The sequence below is a fragment of the Streptomyces sp. 63XJN7_1_ISO-PGPR-S23-121 genome, assembly GCF_056173025.1.
In genome coordinates this window covers 3,094,656-3,111,560 of record NZ_CM149653.1, presented here as the reverse complement: position 1 = coordinate 3,111,560, position 16,905 = coordinate 3,094,656, and the positions used below count along the sequence as shown (strand labels likewise).

The 16,905-nt window shown below is 73.6% G+C and carries 13 protein-coding genes; 3 read left to right on the top strand and 10 right to left on the bottom strand.

The window, feature by feature from the left end; genetic code table 11:
• Positions 1–157: 157 nt before the first annotated feature.
• Positions 158–601, top strand: coding sequence for a hypothetical protein (locus tag AC0VYN_RS13405; RefSeq protein ID WP_475536171.1), 444 nt, complete (start codon positions 158–160; stop codon positions 599–601).
• A gap of 214 nt (positions 602–815) precedes the next feature.
• On the opposite strand, the gene AC0VYN_RS13400 is transcribed toward AC0VYN_RS13405, so the two are convergent.
• From AC0VYN_RS13400 to AC0VYN_RS13375, 6 genes are all read right to left on the bottom strand, one after another.
• Positions 816–2,333, bottom strand: a complete 1,518-nt coding sequence (locus AC0VYN_RS13400) for an SDR family NAD(P)-dependent oxidoreductase (RefSeq protein WP_385462336.1) — start codon at positions 2,331–2,333, stop codon at positions 816–818.
• 101 nt (positions 2,334–2,434) lie between these two features.
• Positions 2,435–3,775: a wax ester/triacylglycerol synthase family O-acyltransferase gene (locus AC0VYN_RS13395; RefSeq protein WP_475536170.1), complete on the bottom strand. Its 1,341-nt coding sequence runs from the start codon at positions 3,773–3,775 to the stop codon at positions 2,435–2,437.
• Positions 3,776–4,011: 236 nt separating this feature from the next.
• Positions 4,012–6,621, bottom strand: a complete 2,610-nt coding sequence (locus tag AC0VYN_RS13390; RefSeq protein ID WP_475536169.1) for a PA14 domain-containing protein — start codon at positions 6,619–6,621, stop codon at positions 4,012–4,014.
• A 166-nt stretch (positions 6,622–6,787) separates the two neighbouring features.
• Positions 6,788–8,008, bottom strand: coding sequence for a glucose-1-phosphate adenylyltransferase (gene glgC, locus AC0VYN_RS13385; protein ID WP_385462327.1), 1,221 nt, complete (start codon positions 8,006–8,008; stop codon positions 6,788–6,790).
• A 53-nt stretch (positions 8,009–8,061) separates the two neighbouring features.
• On the bottom strand, positions 8,062–9,237 hold the full coding sequence (gene glgA / locus AC0VYN_RS13380) for a glycogen synthase (protein ID WP_475536168.1): 1,176 nt from the start codon (positions 9,235–9,237) through the stop codon (positions 8,062–8,064).
• 38 nt (positions 9,238–9,275) lie between these two features.
• On the bottom strand, positions 9,276–10,103 hold the full coding sequence (locus tag AC0VYN_RS13375) for a (2Fe-2S)-binding protein (RefSeq protein ID WP_475536167.1): 828 nt from the start codon (positions 10,101–10,103) through the stop codon (positions 9,276–9,278).
• A 227-nt stretch (positions 10,104–10,330) separates the two neighbouring features.
• On the opposite strand from AC0VYN_RS13375, the gene AC0VYN_RS13370 reads away from it, so the two are divergent.
• Positions 10,331–11,644 (top strand): DMT family transporter, encoded by a 1,314-nt coding sequence (locus AC0VYN_RS13370; RefSeq protein ID WP_475536166.1) that lies wholly within the window; start codon positions 10,331–10,333, stop codon positions 11,642–11,644.
• On the opposite strand, the gene AC0VYN_RS13365 is transcribed toward AC0VYN_RS13370, so the two are convergent.
• Complete coding sequence (locus tag AC0VYN_RS13365; protein ID WP_475536165.1) at positions 11,634–12,887, bottom strand: transglycosylase family protein; 1,254 nt, start codon at positions 12,885–12,887, stop codon at positions 11,634–11,636. The genes AC0VYN_RS13370 and AC0VYN_RS13365 overlap by 11 nt on opposite strands.
• 282 nt (positions 12,888–13,169) lie before the next feature.
• Here AC0VYN_RS13365 and gndA point away from each other — a divergent pair, with 282 nt between their 5' ends.
• Positions 13,170–14,609: an NADP-dependent phosphogluconate dehydrogenase gene (gndA, locus tag AC0VYN_RS13360; protein ID WP_475536164.1), complete on the top strand. Its 1,440-nt coding sequence runs from the start codon at positions 13,170–13,172 to the stop codon at positions 14,607–14,609.
• 504 nt (positions 14,610–15,113) lie between these two features.
• Here gndA and AC0VYN_RS13355 read toward each other — a convergent pair.
• From AC0VYN_RS13355 to panD, 3 genes are read right to left on the bottom strand one after another with little or no spacing between them, the layout of a single operon-like run.
• On the bottom strand, positions 15,114–15,818 hold the full coding sequence (locus AC0VYN_RS13355) for an aspartate/glutamate racemase family protein (protein WP_475536163.1): 705 nt from the start codon (positions 15,816–15,818) through the stop codon (positions 15,114–15,116).
• A gap of 29 nt (positions 15,819–15,847) precedes the next feature.
• Entirely contained in the window at positions 15,848–16,195 is a 348-nt protein-coding gene (locus AC0VYN_RS13350; RefSeq protein ID WP_475536162.1) for a GNAT family N-acetyltransferase, read from the bottom strand.
• Between the two features lie 39 nt (positions 16,196–16,234).
• Complete coding sequence (panD, locus tag AC0VYN_RS13345) at positions 16,235–16,654, bottom strand: aspartate 1-decarboxylase (protein WP_475536161.1); 420 nt, start codon at positions 16,652–16,654, stop codon at positions 16,235–16,237.
• Positions 16,655–16,905 lie beyond the last annotated feature (251 nt).

Here is a 16,905-nt window from a genome sequence, read left to right as displayed (position 1 = left end):
CGCCCGGTCTGCGTCTCACCCGTTCGGCCCATGTGTCGGGCCGGGCCTGCGCACATCGGCGGCGCGGGCCGTGACGTTCAGTCGCCGTTGGCTGCGTCGCAAGCTCGCCATGGTGCGCTGGCGGTCCGCAACGGCTGTCTCGTGGGAGGACCGGGGCATGGAACCGCGCAGCGTGGAAGAGCTGATGGACCTGTTGCACGCCTGCCGGGGCGCACGGCCGCGGGCCGGTCACGACACCGGCCCCGCGGATCCGCTCGGGCACGCGCTCCGCACCGCGGCGCTGCTGCGCCGGCGGCGCCCCGCCGACAAGGAGCTCCAGGTCGCCGGCCTGGTCTCGGCCGTGGGGGCGCTGCTGTGGCCGGGCGGTCCGGCCGGCCGCACGGCCGGCGCGGTACGGCCGCTGCTCGGCCCACGCGTCGCCCACCTGCTGCACCGGCGCGACCTGCCGGACGGCCGGTCCCACGACGACGACCTGCTCAGCCTGCGCCAGGCCCACGAGGAGGCCCGCACCGCCGTCTTCGACGCCGGGGTACTGGAGGACTGGCGCGCGCTGCTGGAACTGGTGGCGACGCACAACTCCCCGCTGCGGACGGTCGACTGACCGGATCCGCCGCGGGTGCGCGCGAGGCGTGCCCGAGATCGGGGCGGCCCCGCGGTGCCCCCCGACGGGGCGACATGCCCGGGGGCGGGCCTGCATGGGGTCGAACCACGAAGTACGCGGGGCCGGCGCACCGGGCACGCCGGCGCACCACCCACGGTAGGGCGGTGCCCGGTGAACGGGCCGGCGGATCACGGCCGTCGGCCCGGTGCCGCCGTCACCACTTGCCGGGCGCGTAGTCCTTGAGGAAGACGCCGTACAGGTCCTCGCCGGCCTCGCCGCGCACGACCGGGTCGTAGACGCGGGCGGCGCCGTCGACCAGGTCGAGCGGGGCGTGGAAGCCCTCGTCGGCCAGGCGCAGTTTGTCGTAGTGGGGGCGTTCGTCGGTGATCCAGCCGGTGTCGACCGAGGTCATCAGGATGCCGTCGGTGTCGAACATCTCCTGGGCGCTGGTCCGCGTCACCATGTTCATGGCGGCCTTGGCCGCGTTGGTGTTCGGGTGGCCCGCGCCCTTGTAGCCGCGGGCGAACACGCCCTCCATCGCGGAGACGTTGACGACGTAGGCGCGCCCGGAGGCCGCCCTGCGCGCGGCCTCGGCCATCGCCGGACGCAGCTTGCTGATGAGGATGAACGGCGACGTGTAGTTGCACAGCTGGGTCTCGAGCAGCTCCACCGGGGAGATCTGTTCGATCGTCTGCACCCAGGTGTTGGTGTCGACGACGTCGGGGACCAGGCCGCCCGCGTCGATGGCGGTGCCCTCGCGGTGCCGGACCACACTGGCGTTGCCTGCGACCAGGGCGAGGTCGGCCACCTTCTGCGCGTCGAGCCCCGAGACACCGACGGGCAGTGCGGCCAGCCCGTCCACCGCGCCGGAGTCGAAGGCGCCGATGACGTGGTGGGCGGGCAGCTCACCGGCCGGCAGCGGGGCGCTCTCGCCCTCGACGAGGGCGGCGTACGCGGAGGGCAGGCGGCGCACGGTCTGGGTGGCGTTGTTGATCAGGATGTCGAGCGGGCCCTGCTCGCCGACCCGGTCGGCCAGGGCCACGGCCTGGGCCGGGTCGCGCAGGTCGATGCCGACGACCTCCAGGCGGTGGATCCAGTCGGCGGAGTCGTCCATGGCCTTGAAGCGGCGGATGGCGTCCTTGGGGAAGCGGGTCGTGACCGTGGTGTGCGCGCCGTCCCGCAGCAGCCTGAGCGCGATGTACATGCCGATCTTGGCCCGGCCGCCGGTGAGCAGCGCGCGCTTGCCCGTGAGGTCGGCGCGCGCGTCGCGCCGGAAGCGGTTCTCGGCGGCGCACGTCTGGCAGAGCTGATGGTAGAAGTAGTCGACCTCCACGTAGCGCTGCTTGCAGATGTAGCAGGAGCGCGGGCGCTGGAGTATCCCCGCGATCGTGCCCTCCTCGGTGCGGGAGGAGGGCAGGATGCCTTCGGTCTCGTCGTCGATGCGCTCGGCGGATCCGGTGGCGGTGGCCTCGGTGACCGCCTTGTCGTGGGCGGTCTTGGCGGCCCGGCGCTCCTGGCGGCGGCGCTGCTTGACCGTCCGGTAGATGTGCGAGGTGGCCCGGCGGACCGCGATCGCGTCGGGGTGGTCGACCTCGAGCCGGTCGAGTTCCTCGAGCACGCCGAGGCAGACGGCGAGCCGCTCCGGGTCGATGCCGGGGCCGTACCGCGTCCCGTCACCGGACCCGTTCGCCACCTCGTCCGTGGTCGCCGAGCCGTCCTGTGTCACCGTCATCGCCGCTGCCGTTCCTGGTCACCGTCGCGGCGCTCCGGTCGCGCCCGCTTTCGAACGGGGAATTTTACGGAGCGCGGGGCCGCGGACCAAACCCGGCGGGGTCAGGGACCGCAGGCAGTGATGAGCGTCTCCACCTCCTCGGACACGGCCAGGGCGAACCGGTCGAGGTCCGGCACGGCCCTGGCGTCGGCGACGAGCCCGTAGTGGACCCGTCCCCGGTACGTCGAGACGGCGACCGCCAGGGAGTGGCCGCGGGCCAGCGGCGCCAGGGGGTAGACCTCGGTGAGCGGGTGGCCGCCGAGCCGCAGGCCGAGGCTGGGCAGGGGCACGCTGGTGACGAGGATGTCGAACCAGAGCCGGGCGGCCTGTCCGACCAGGGGGCCGCCGAGCCGGTGGCCGAGCGCCGGGACGTGGTCGGCGAGCAGGGCGACCGCGCCGGCGCCCCGGCCCGGCCCGGCGTCCTTGTTGCGGTCCATGGCGGCGCGCACCGTGCCGAGCCGGGAGAGCGGGTCGGGATCGCCGACCGGAAGCCGTATCAGGTAGCCGGAGAGCCGGTTGCCCTGCGGGTGGGCGGTGCGCGGGCGGCGCTGGGAGACGGGGATCAGGGCGCGGGGCGCGACACCCTCGCTGCCGTCGCCCCGCTCGTCCAGCCAGCGGCGCAGGGCGCCGGCGACGACCGCGATCAGGACGTCGTTGACGGTGCCGCCGACGGTCTTGCGGATACGGTGCACGTCGTCCAGGTCGACGGCCACCCCGGCGGTGCGGCGGGTGCCGGAGGGCTCGGCGGTGAGGGCGGGCGAGGAGCGCACGTCGAGGGTGGACAGGGCCGCGGAGGCGCCGATGTCCAGGGCGCGCCCCGCGTCGGACAGGGCGCCGCGCACCAGGTCCGGCAGGTTGCGCACGTCCGGCAGGAGGCGGCGCCGGGGCTCCTCGGGCCGGGGGCGCGGCGCGGGCATGTCCATCGGGTCGAGGACGCCCGCCGCGAGGGCCAGGGCCCGCAGTCCGTCGGCCAGGGCGTGGTGGAACTTGAACAGCACGGCGAAGGACTCACCGTCCGCGCCGGGCAGCACGTGCGCCTCCCAGGGCGGCCGGCCGCGCTCCAGCGGGCGTTCCATCAGGCGGCCGGCCCGGGCGTGGAAGTCCGTCGTCGGGGCGTGCAGCCGGACGTGGTCGAGCGGGTCGAAGCCCGGGTCGGGCTCGCGGGTGGCCCCGCCGAAGGAGAAGGGCCGGCGCAGGGCGAGGGGCGGCTGCCACGAGTCCCGGATCCGCATCCGCAGCCCGGGCACTGCCGGCGCCCGGGCCGCGAGCAGGTCCGCCGCGTGGGCGCCCGCGGTGGGCGAGTGCGCCGGGAAGACGCCGAGCGCCGCGAGGTGCATGGGGTGCTCGGCGGACTCGATGTTCCAGAACGCCAGGTCGAGAGGGGCGAGCAGATCGGAAGTCAAGGGCGTGCCTCGCAAGGACGACGGGTGGACAAACAGTCAATCGCCCTCTGCCGATTACGGTCAAGTACGATCAAGCTACACACAGTTAACAACGCATTAAAGTCCGGCCCCTCGGAAAGGGGCCGGACTCCTGTGACTCATGGGGCGCTTGCGGTCGGATGGTCACCGGCGGTGCCACCCGCCCCGCGCTTCCCCACCCGGACGGCTGCGGGCCGACCGGGGGCCGTGCGGGGTGTTCAGGCGGCCGGGCACCCCGCGGGGGCGGGCCGGGACGCGTCGCGGATCAGCGCCTCGTGGGCGGCCTTCATCCGGGCGGCGTCCGGCTTGAGGACCTCGCGGTCGTAGGTGGTCAGCCCGTTCAGCTCTCCTTCGACGTCGGTGATCTGGGTGTAGACGGCGCCGTTGCTCCCCTTGCAGACCAGGGCACGGACCTCGTCGAGCTTGGCCAGGTAGTCGTCGGTGTACGTCGCCGGGTCCACGTCGACGTACGACTGCTGCACCGACCAGGCGTGTCCGGGCACCGCCAGGCCCAGGCCGCCGTACTCGCCGCTGACCAGCGCGCGCTCGCCGTCCGGACGGGGCGGCAGGGCGGGGCTCGGATAGCCGTGCTCGTCCATGATGTCGCCGGCGCCTCCGTCGGCCCCCAGGTTCAGGCCCGACTGGTTGTTCACGAGGCGGGTCGGGTCCCAGGCCTTGGCCTGCGCGGCGACGCGGCCGATGTCGTACTGGCCCCAGCCCTCGTTGAAGGTGACCCACATGACGACGGACGGGCTGCTGACGTGCTCGTCGATCATCTCCTTCATCTCGCGCTCGTACTCGGCGCGCGCGGCCGGGGCCGGGTTCACGCCGGCGGTCATCGCGGGCATGTCCTGCCACACCAGCAGGCCCAGCCGGTCGGCCCAGTAGAACCAGCGGTCGGGTTCGACCTTGATGTGCTTGCGCACCGAGTTGAAGCCGAGCTGCTTGTGCAGCCTCAGGTCGTACGCGAGCGCCTCGTCGGTGGGAGCGGTGTGCAGGCCGTCGGGCCAGAAGCCCTGGTCGAGCGTGGCCATCATGAAGACGGGCTCGCCGTTGAGGACGGTGCGGGGCACGCCGTCCACCTTCTCCACGGCGACGGAGCGCATCCCGAAGTAGCTCTGGACACGGTCGGTGCCGACGGTGACCTTCAGGTCGTACAGGAAGGGGTCGTCGGGCGACCACAGCCGCGGGTCGCGGATCCTCAGGGTCAGCGGCTCGCCGGTGCGGCCGCTCACCGTGGCGACCCTGCGCTGTCCGGCGTAGGCGGTCGCGGTGATCCGGAGGCCGTCGCGCACGCCCTTCGGCTCCACGGTCAGGGTGCTCGCGCCGACGTCCGGGGTGAGCTTCAGGGACTCGACGTGGTCGCGGGCGACCGGTTCCATCCAGACCGTCTGCCAGATGCCGGAGCTGGGCGTGTACCAGATGCCGCTCGGGTCCAGGCGCTGCTTGCCGAGCGGCGGGTTCTCGCCGTTCGCCGCGTCGGTCGGGTCGTACACGCCGACGATCAGCTCCTGGGTGCTGCCGGGCTTCAGCGCGTCGGTGACGTCGGCGCCGAACTTGTCGTAGCCGCCCTTGTGCTCCGCGACCTTCGTGCCGTTGACGTACACCTCGGACTGCCAGTCGACGGCACCGAAGTTGAGCTTCAGCCGCTGCCCGGAGCCGATGTGCCAGTCGCGGGGCACCGTGAAGGTACGGCGGTACCACATCCGGTCCTCGTGCCGCTGGATGCCGGAGAGCTGGGACTCCACCGGGTACGGGACGACGATCCGCTCCTTCAGCCGCTTGCCCACCGGCGGCTGCTCGCCGGCCTCGGCGGCGGCGAACTGCCAGCGGCCGTTGAGACTGCGCCAGGCGTCCCGCGCGAGCTGCGGGCGCGGGTACTCCGGGTGGGCGTCGTCCGGGTCGACGTCGTCGGCCCACCGGGTGCGCAGTTCGTACGTGGAGTGGTTGGCGCCGCTGCTCCAGAACGTGTTGACAACGTTGCCGTCGGCGTCGGTGAGGCCGCCCTCGCCGTCGTAGCGGACGTCGGCGGTGCCGGGTGCGGTGCCGGTGCTGTTGCCGACGACGGGCTCGCCGAGGGCGACGCGGAGCACGGTGGGGTCGGCCGGGTCGAGCGCGGCCCCGCCCAGGGGCCACTTGGCGCCGCCGATCACCGCTTCCAGGTGGTCGGTGAGGCCGGCCGGGACCGCCGCGAGGGGCCGGGCGAAGTCCAGCTCGAGGGTGCGGCCCGTGGCGAGCACGGTGGTCGCCGTCGCGCCGTCGTAGTCGAAGCCGTCGGGCAGGCGGAACGCCGACTGCGGCACCGGTTCCTTGGTGCCGCCGGGCTCGGTCCAGCGCAGGTGCAGGTTGGAGCCCCCGTAGTGCTCGAAGTACTCCAGCTTGAGGTCGTAGGACTGTCCGGCCGTGAGCTCGACCGGCTCGGCGGTCTGCTCGCGGTCCCAGTCGTCGACCCAGTGGTCGATGGCGAGCCGTCCGCCGATCCAGAGGCGGAAGCCGTTGTCGCCGGTGACCGAGAAGGTGTGGGCGCCGGTCTTCTCCGGCACCAGCTTGCCGGTCCAGCGGACGCTGACGTCGTCGGACCGGCCGGTGGCGAAGTTCAGGCGGGGTTCCAGGGTGTCGAAGTCGATCCGGGGGTCGAAGCCGGTGGCCTTGAGCTCGTGGAAGTCGAAGGCGCCGGGGGCGGACTGGGTGTAGTACTCGCCCTTCAGACCGTGGATCTCGTCGGTGGCGTCCGCCGCGCTCGCGTCCGGTACGGCGGCGAGTCCCGCGACACCCAGCGCGGCGGCGAGCAGTAACGCCAGTCTGTCTCTGAGTCGTGTGGTGCGCACTGACCCTCTCCTCGGGAACGGGTGGTGGCTGATGGCTCAGGACATCGATGTCATCCATCGATGGAACAGCAGTGGAATGACAACACGGATTCCGTTTGACGTCCAGGGACATGACAACGACCCCAGAGGCGGCGCACGCCTCCCGGGGCCGCTGCCGACCCGTCCGTCACGGCACCCGCTGCCCCTTGCCCAGCGCGATCACGCCACCCTTGGAAACGGTGTACAGGTCGGCGTCCCGCTCCGGGTTGACGCCGATCGTCGCGCCCGGCGGCACCTCGACGTTCTTGTCCAGCACCGCCCCGCGCACCACCGCGCCCCGGCCGATGTGCACGTTGTCGTGCAGCACCGAGCCCTGCACGACCGCCCCGGGGTCGACCACCACGCCCGGTGACAGCACGGACCGGGTGACCTGGCCGCGGATCAGGCAGCCCGCGCTGATGATCGACTCGCTGGCCATGCCGCCGGCGTTGAAGCGGGCCGGGGACAGCTGGGTGGAGTGGGTGTAGACCGGCCAGTCGCGGTTGTAGAGGTTGAAGGCGGGCCGCTCGGCGATCAGGTCCATGTGGGATTCGTAGTAGGCGTCGAGCGTGCCCACGTCGCGCCAGTAGCCCTGGTCGCGGGAGGTCTCCCCCGGCACGTGGTTGGCGCTGAAGTCGTACAGCGCGGCCTCCCCCCGGTCGGTGAGCTGAGGCAGGATCGAGCCTCCCATGTCGTGCACGGAGTGCGGGTCCTCGGCGTCCCGGTGCAGGGCGTCGACGAGGGCCTTGGTCGTGAAGAGGTAGTTGCCCATGGAGGCGAAGACGCAGTCGGGCGCGTCGGCGAGCCCCGGAGGGTCGGCCGGCTTCTCCAGGAACCCGGTGACGGTGCGCCCGTCGGACCCGGGGGTGATCACGCCGAACGACGACGACTCGGCGCGCGGCACCCGTATTCCGGCCACGGTCACGCCCGCGCCGGACTCGATGTGCTGGGCGAGCATCTGCCGGGGGTCCATCCGGTAGACGTGGTCGGCGCCGAACACCGCCACGTACTCGGGCTGTTCGTCGTACACGAGGTTCAGCGACTGCAGGATCGCGTCGGCGCTGCCGAGGTACCAGCGCGGGCCGAGGCGCTGCTGGGCGGGGACCGGGGTGACGTAGTTGCCGAGCAGGCTGGACATCCGCCAGGTGGTGGTGATGTGCCGGTCCAGCGAGTGCGACTTGTACTGCGTCAGGACGCAGATCCGCAGGATGTCGCCGTTGACCAGGTTGGACAGCACGAAGTCGACCAGGCGGTAGGTGCCGCCGAAGGTGACCGCCGGTTTGGCGCGGTCCGCGGTCAACGGCATCAGGCGTTTGCCCTCCCCGCCCGCCAGCACGATCCCCAGCACCGAAGGACCACCACGACGCATGGCCGCTCCCCTCACCCTCGTTGGTGGCCCATGCCTGCCCGTGGGCCCGACGCCTAAGCCTGTTTCAGGATCTCCTCGTAGAGCCGGACGGTGCGCCGGGCGACCGCGTCCCAGCCGAACTCGTCCACCGCGCGCTCCCGTCCCGCCCCGCCCATGCGCCGGGCGGCCTCCGGGTCGCCGAGGACCGAGTCCAGCGCCCGGGTGAGGCCCGCCTCGAACTCCTCGTCCCCGTGGTCGCTGCCGGTGTCGTCTCTGGGTACGAGTACCCCCGTTTCGCCGTCCGCCACGACCTCGGGGATGCCGCCGACGCGGGAGGCCACGACGGGCGCGCCGCAGGCCATCGCCTCCAGGTTGACGATGCCGAGGGGCTCGTACACCGAGGGGCAGACGAAGACGGCGGCGTGGGTCAGCAGCTGGATCACCTCCGGGCGCGGCAGCATCCGCGGGATCCAGTGCACCCCCTCGCGGGCCCGGCTCAGCTCGGCGAACAGGTCGCGGAACTCCCGGTCGATCTCGGGGGTGTCCGGGGCGCCCGCGCACAGCACGACCTGCGCGGCGGGGTCGATGTCCCGCACCGCCCGCAGCAGGTGGGGGACGCCCTTCTGCCGGGTGATGCGGCCGACGAACAGGACGTACGGCCGGGAGCGGTCCAGCCCGATCCGGTCCAGGGCGTCGGTGCCGGGGTCGGGCCGGTACAGGGTGGTGTCGATGCCGTTGTGGACGACGTGGACCCGGGACGCGTCCAGGGCCGGGTAGCAGGCGAGGATGTCCTCGCGCATGGCGCCGGACACCGCGACGACGGCGTCGGCGGACTCGACGGCGCCGCGTTCGGCCCAGCTGGACAGGGCGTACCCGCCGCCGAGCTGCTCGGCCTTCCAGGGGCGCAGCGGCTCCAGGGAGTGGGCGGTCACGACGTGCGGGATGCCGTACAGCTGCTGGGCGAGCCGGCCGCCCAGATTGGCGTACCAGGTGTGGGAGTGGACGAGCTCGCGGCCTTCGAGGGCGGCGGCCATGGTGAGGTCCACGGAGAAGGTGCGCAGCGCGTCGTTGGCGCCGTCGAGCGCCGGCCAGGGGCGGTGGCGCTGGACGCCGTCGGCGCGGCCCTCGCCCCAGCAGTGCACGTCCAGGTCGACGAGGCGGGCGAGTTCCCGGGCGAGGAACTCGACGTGGACGCCCGCGCCGCCGTACACGTCGGGCGGATACTCCCGGGTCAGCAGTCCCACACGCACCCGGAACCTCCTGTGCTCGACGGCTGGTCCCCTCATGGTCACTCAGACGGGGCGTCCGGGGAAGACCGCGGGGGTCTCCGGGAGCCGTGCGGCGGTGGCGCGTCCGGCGGCCGTGGCGTCCCCGGGGGCCGGGAGAAGCAGCAGTCGCCGCAGACGCCCCCGCCGGGGACGCGGTAGTACAGGCAGCAACTGCGGCGCCGGAAGGCGGTGTCCGTCAGGGTGCCGGTCCCGGCGAGCAGCGGGTGCGCGAGCAGGCCGGTGGTCAGCGAGCGGGCACGGGCGGCGGCCGCGGTACGGCCGTGGCGGCGGGCCCAGCGGTCCAGTTCGCGGGCGGCGCCGGCCAGGGCGGAGGCGGCGTTGCCCCACAGCAGCCCTGCCGCGAGGCGGTACCGGCCGCGGACTGCCGCCGTCAGCGGTACCAGGTGGGTGTCGAGCACGACGTCCGCCACGGTGGCGGCGTCCCCCGGCCGGGGACGCGCCTCGGCGAGCCAGAGGTCGTCGGGGGCGGTGGCGTCGGGGTCCCAGTGCAGCAGGCCCGGGTCCAGGTCGGGGACCCGGCCGTACAGGACGGCGCAGCCCAGCGTCACCGACCACAGGCGCGCGGCGAGACCCTGGTGCGCCACGGACGCGGCGGTCCGGGCCTCGGGGGCGCGGAGGGCGACGGCGACCTTCCGGACGCGGTGGGCGAGGGGGTCGTGGTCGTGCGCGAGGCCGATTCCGAGGTCGTCCGCGGGGCCGTGCGCGGGGAGGTCCCGGCAGGCGTGGGCGAGGGTGGGGAGCGGCCGGTGCGGGGGCCGCGGCGAGGTGCGCAGGACGAAGAAGCCGCCGAGCGGGCGGAGGGCCGCGAGGCCGGGGTCGAATTCCACGGAGAGCAGTAGTACCAGGGCCCCTACGGGGCGCCGTCAGGGGTCTCGGACGCGGGACGCCCACCCTGGGGAGGACGGCGCCGTCGCCGTACTCCATCGGTAGTAGGACCCAATGAGTGCTCAGGGACGACGACGGGAAGATCCTGAGAAGGCATCGTGTTGTCCATGGAAGACGACCGTACGCCGCGCCGGGCCGAGCGCCCCCGCCTCCCGCAGAGGAGCAGCCGATGAGCGCCCTCGCGTTGTCCGTGCTGCTGTCGCTCGTCTCCGCCGTCGCGTACGCGGGTGGAGCGATCGTGCAGGAGCGGGTCGCGGCGTCCTCCGCCGACGCGCAGTACGCGCCGCTGCGCCGGCCCGGCTGGTGGGCCGCGGTCGGCCTCAACGGTGCCGGCGGTCTCCTCCACGTGGTGGCACTCGCCTGCGGTCCGCTGAGTCTCGTGCAGCCGCTGGGGGCCCTCACGATCGTCTTCGCGCTGCCCATGGCGGCGGTGTTCGTGGGCCGCAGGGCCGGTGCGACGGCCTGGCGGGGCGCGATCATGGCGACGGTCGGTCTGGCCGGGCTGCTGTCGCTGGTCGGCGCGTCCGACGCCCAGTCGCTGGACACGGCGCAGCGGGTGGCGGTGGCCGTGGTGACGGCCGGTGCGATCGTGACGCTGATGGCCGCCGGCCGGGCCGCGCACCGGCATCCCGCGGTGCGCAGCGTGCTGCTGGCGACCGCCTCCGGTGTCGCGTTCGGCATGTCCTCGGTGTTCACCAAGACGGTGGCGGTCGACTGGGCCGACGGCGTGTCGGCCGCCGACGTGCCCTCCCTGGCCGTGATCGGCGTGCTCGCCACGGCCGGCATGCTGCTGTCGCAGGCCTCCTACCGGGGCGCCGGACTCGCGGCCCCGCTGGCCGTGCTGACGGTCGTGAACCCGGTGGTGGCGGCCGTGGTCGGCATCACGATGTTCGGCGAGACCTTCCGCTACGGCACGACCGGCACCGCGCTCGCCCTGAGCTGTGGTGTGGTGGCCGCGGGCGGCCTGATCCTGCTGACGACGGAGCGCCTCGCGCGGGAGGCCGCGGAGGGTTCCGACGCCGAGCCGGTGGCGGCCGGCGGGGTGCCTGGGACGGGGGCGGTCTCCGCGACCGGAGCGGTCTCCGGCGTCGAGGCGGTGTCCCCGGCCGGAGCGGTCTCCGTCGCCGGGGAGGTGTCCCCGGCCGGAGCGGTATCGAGGGTCGAGGCGGTCGTCAGCGGCCGAGCGGTGTCCCCGGCCGAGGCGGTGTCCCCGGCCGGAGCGGTGTCGGCCGCCGGGGCGGTCGTGGCGGTCGGCGCCGGGAGCGGGCAGCCGCTCGCCCCGGTGCCCACCAGGGTGTTCCTGCCCGGACCGGTGTCGGTGCCGGCCCCGGCGACCGCGCCCGCCGCCGAGGCGCACGCGGCCCTGGAACCGGCGGAGCCCGCCGCCGAGGAGCGGATGATCGTCTCCTTCGGGCCCTTCTACGGCGCCGTCCACGTCCCGCTGCCCGTCCTCGACCGGCGCCGGGCGCGGATCAGATCCTGACCCCGCCGGCCCGCAGGTACGCCACCGGGTCGACGTCCGAACCGAAACCGGGCCCCGTCCGCACCTCGAAGTGCAGATGCGGGCCCGTGACGTTACCGGTGGAGCCCGACCGCCCGAGGCGCTGGCCGGCGCCGACGGACTGGCCGTCCTTCACGGAGATCGCCGACAGGTGCGCGTACTGGGAGTAGCGGCCGTCGGCGTGCTTGACCACGACCTGGTACCCGTAGGAGCCGCCCCACCCGGCGCTGACGACCCGGCCCGCGGCGACCGCCTTGACGGAGGTGCCGGTGGGTACGGGGAAGTCGACGCCGGTGTGGTAGCCCTTCGACCAGGACGAGCCCGCCTGGTGGTACGGCGTGCCGGTGGAGGCGTCGACCGGGGCCACGAGGGAGTGGCCGCTCGTGGCCTTCTCCCTGTGGGTGTCCGAGGACGACTTCCTGGGCTGCTTCTGCTTGGCCGGTTTCTTCTGCTGCTTCGGCTCGGCCACCGGGGGCGCCTTGTGCTCGGGGCGGGGCGCCGTGGCGGTGCCTCCGCCCCGCAGTGCCAGGTGCTGTCCGGGCAGGATCAGATCCGGGTCCGCCCCGATCGACCTGCGGTTGGCCTCGTACAGACCCTCCCAGCCGCCGGGGACCCGGTGGCTGTCGGCGATGCCGGACAGGGTGTCGCCGGTGACCACGGTGTACATACGGGCCTTTCCGGCCCGGGACTGCGGTGTGGTCTGGGGACGTACGTCGGGGCTCTTGCCGGAGGTCCGGGCGGACTTCTCGGCCGCGTGCCGGGCCGGCTTCGCGGCCTTGCCGGGCGTCTTCCCGGCGGACCTCTCGGCCCCCGCGCCCCCGGCCGGACGGATGTCGGGCGTCTCACCGCCGCGGCCCAGTCCGGCCCGCACCGAGCACACCGGCCAGGCCCCGGGCCCCTGCCCGTCCAGCACCTTCTCGGCGACGGCGATCTGCTGGTCCTTGGTGGCCCGGTCCGCGCGCGACGCGTACGCGGTTCCGCCGAACGCCTCCCAGGTGGACTGGGTGAACTGCAGACCGCCGTAGTAGCCGTTGCCGGTGTTGATGCCCCAGTCGCCGCTGGACTCGCAGGCGGCGACCTTGTCCCAGGTGCCAACGTCGGCGGCGTGGGCGGTGCCGGTGCCGATGAGCGGGAGCGCGATCCCGGCGCCGCCCGCGGTGACGGTCAGTGAGGCCCGGTTGATCCTGTTCGGCTGATACCGGCGGTGCCGGCCGCGTACGGCCATGGGTGTCCCCCTCGACATTGCGTCAGGAGCGGCAAAAGTAAACGCCGCGAACAGGCCATGACAAGACGGCAATCGGCCGGTTGGTCCGGTCAAGTGGCGCAGAAGCGGCGCCCGTTGGCCGGGCCGTGCGGGGGGCCGCTGAGGCCGCGGACCCCTCCCGTGCGTACTGGTGTCCACCGGGTCAGGACGTGCGGCCGGTGTACCGGCACGTCAGGATGGTCAGCGGGATACCGACGCGCACGCCCGGCGCCACCGACACCGAGGTCATGAGGAGCCAAGCCAATGAGCACTGCAGCGCAGATCGGCGTGACGGGACTCGCGGTCATGGGCCGCAATCTCGCCCGCAACTTCGTCCGCAACGGCTACACGGTCGCGGTGCACAACCGGACCGCGTCGCGCACGCACGCGCTGGTGGAGGAGTTCGGCGGCGAGGGCGACTTCGTGGTGGCGGAGACCGCCAAGGAGTTCGTGGCGGCGCTGGAGCGGCCGAGGCGCCTGGTGGTGATGGTGAAGGCCGGTGACCCGACCGACGCGGTGATCCAGGAGTTCGCGCCGCTGCTGGAACCCGGCGACATGATCATCGACGGGGGCAATGCCCACTTCGCCGACACCCGGCGCCGAGAGCGGGCACTGCGCGAGCAGGGCATCCACTTCGTCGGCACCGGCGTCTCGGGTGGTGAGGAGGGCGCCCTCAACGGGCCGAGCATCATGCCGGGCGGCTCGAAGGAGTCGTACGCGTCGCTGGGTCCGATGCTGGAGAGGATCTCCGCGAAGGCCGCCGACGGAGCGCCCTGCGTGACGCACGTGGGGCCGGACGGTGCCGGGCACTTCGTGAAGATGGTGCACAACGGCATCGAGTACGCCGACATGCAGCTGATCGGAGAGGCGTACCAGCTGCTCCGGGACGTCGCCGGGTACTCCCCCGCCGAGATCGCGGACATCTTCCGCACCTGGAACACCGGCCGCCTGGACTCGTATCTGATCGAGATCACGGCGGAGGTGCTGTCGCACGTGGACGCGGCGACGGGCGAGCCCTTCGTGGACGTGGTGCTCGACCAGGCCGAGCAGAAGGGCACGGGGCGCTGGACCGTGCAGATCGCGCTGGACCTCGGGGTGCCGGTGTCCGGCATCGCCGAGGCGGTCTTCGCCCGGTCGCTGTCCGGGCACGGGGCGCTGCGGGAGGCCTCACGGGGGCTGGCGGGCCCGAAGGCCACGGCCCTGGAGGCGTCGGAGGCCGCCGCCTTCGCCGACCGGGTGGAGCAGGCGCTGTACGCGTCCAAGATCGTTTCGTACACGCAGGGGTTCCACGAGATCGCGGCGGGCAGTGAGGAATACGGCTGGGACATCGACCTGGGCGCGGTCTCCTCGATCTGGCGCGGCGGCTGCATCATCCGCGCGGCCTTCCTGGACCGCATCCGCGCCGCGTACGACGCCCGGCCGGACCTGCCGAGCCTGCTGTCGGACGAGACGTTCGCCCGGGAGATCGCCGACGCCCAGGACGACTGGCGCGAGGTCCTGGTCGCCGCGACCCGCCAGGGCGTACCCACGCCCGGCTTCGCCGCGGCCCTCGCCTACTACGACGCCCTGCGCGCCGAGCGGTTGCCCGCGGCACTGACGCAGGGGCAGCGGGACTTCTTCGGGGCGCACACGTACCGGCGGACGGACCGGGACGGTGCGTTCCACACACTGTGGGGCGGGGACCGGTCGGAGGTCACGGCTTAGGCGTCGCCGTGCGGGCGGGGGCGCTCACGGCGGCGCCCACCGCCCGCACGTCGGCGCTCGCCACTCCGGGGCGCGACGGGACCGGTGGCCGGTCCCGCGTCGCGGTCAGGTGAGCGGTGGTCCCGGTTCCGGGTTGGGTACCGGCTCCGGTCCCGGCGGGATCGGCGACGGGGAGGGCTCCGGCGGGCCGGGGTGCGGCGGGGTCGGCTGCGGTCCCGGGGACGGGCCGGGGCCCGGCGGCTGGGGCGTGGGTTCGGGTCCTGGCGCCGGGGGCTGCGGAGTCGGTTCCGGGCCGGGGCCCGGTGGCGGCGGCGGGGGCGTCGGGTCGGGGCCCGGCCCGGGCGTCGGCGGCGCGGGGGTCGGGTCCGGGCCCGGAGTGGGTCCCGGAGTGGGGCCGGGCGGGACGGGATCCGGATACGGGTTCGTCATGGCGAGGTCCTCCGGCCAGTGGGTCGACAGCGGCTCTGGACTTGTCCCCCGCCTACCCGACTGCGGTGTCCGCACTCACTCCCCCGTATGACGGGCGGGACCCAAGTGGCCGAGGGGCTCCGACGCCCGCCGGGCCGCGGGTCCGCCGTTCCGTACAGCCTCCGCCCCGGCGGCGAGTCCTGGCCGTGGGCTCGCCAGCACCGGAACCCGGGTGGTCGTGAACCGCCCGGCGGGCGCCATGGACGCCTGGGCCAGGACGATCGCGTCGGCGTCGCCGATCCCGTCCGCGGCGGCCGCCACCATGCGTGCGTAACGGTCGGTGTCCCCGGCCTCGAAGCAGGACCAGGCACCGGCGACCAGACGCGTCCGCACCTCGACGGGACGCCCGGCGCGCTCCGCCTCCTCGACGAGGAGCGCCCGGGTCGGCGCGAGGGTACTCTCCAGGGCGGCGAGGACGACGACGCGCGGGCCGGCGGCCACCGCGGCGGCGGCCATCGGCCGGTCGACCCGCAGCACCGGCACCCCAGCGCCGCCGGCGGTCCCCTCGGCGACGCCGCCGATGGTCGAGCAGGTGCACAGTACGGCCCGCGCGCCCCCGGCGACGGCCTGCCGCAGCGCGGCCAGGACGTCGGCCCGCACCGCGTGCGGCCCCTCGCGCCGGGCCCGGTCCAGCAGACCGGCGTCGACGTGGTGCCGCAGTTCGAGGCCGGGGTGCGCCTCGTCGCGCAGGGCGTCGAAGACCGGCACGTGGACGGGTGAGGTGTGCAACAGGGCCAGCACGCGTACGGCTCTCGTCCTCGTCGTCCTCGTCAGAACCGGCCGGGGTGCGCCACGAGCCATTCCGTGGCCGCGCGCAGCAGTGCGGGGTCGGCCGCGGGAGCCTCGTCCGGGTGGCGCTCGGCCCACGTGACGACGTACGGGCACAGCGGGGCGACGGCGACGCCCTCGCTCCGCGCCAGGGTGTACAGCTCGCGGGTCAGCGAGCCCGCGACGCCCTTGCCCTCGTGGGCCGGCTCGACGACGGTGTGCACGGGGACGAAGGCGCGCTCGGGGGTCTCCAGGACGAAGTACTCGATGCGGCCGACCACCGCGTCGCCGTCGCCCCTCGCCTCCAGCCGGCCCGCCGCCCGGTCGTCACGGATCTCTATGTCGCTCACCAGCACACGCTCCTTGTCCGGACAGGGCCTGCGGCACGCTCAGGAAGACACGGCCTGCGGGCTGCGCTCCTGGTCCGACCCCGGAACCGGCTCGGACGGGTCGCCGCCCAGGGCGACGATACGGTTGTCGCCGTCCACGTGCACCACCCGCGGCTTCAGCGCCCGCGCCTCGGCGTCCGTGACCTGGGCGTAGCTGATGAGGATCACCAGGTCGCCGGGGTGGACGAGGTGCGCGGCGGCCCCGTTGATCCCGATCACCCCGGAGCCGCGCTCGCCCTCGATGACGTACGTCTCCAGCCGGGCGCCGTTGGTGATGTCCACGATGTGCACGAGCTCACCGGGCAGCAGGTCGGCGGCGTCCAGCAGATCGGCGTCGATGGTCACCGATCCCACGTAGTGCAGGTCGGCCTGGGTGACGGTGGCACGGTGGATCTTGGACTTGAACATGGTACGAAACACGGAGGAACTCCCGATTTGTCTGCTCCCTGCCTGCTTCTGCAGGTCAAGGGCGTTGTCCGCAGGGTACAATCATTCGCATGTCCGGTCAGCTGTCGCCAGGTGTTTCAGGACTCACACTGACCCGTTGCTGACTTCATGATGAATGATCAGGCCAGGAGCGCACCGCTCCACTCACTCGGTTCCGTTCACAAGAAGAGGGCGCAAGGCAAGCGCCTGCCTACCATTCAGCTCATGCTTCTACCAGGCAGGGC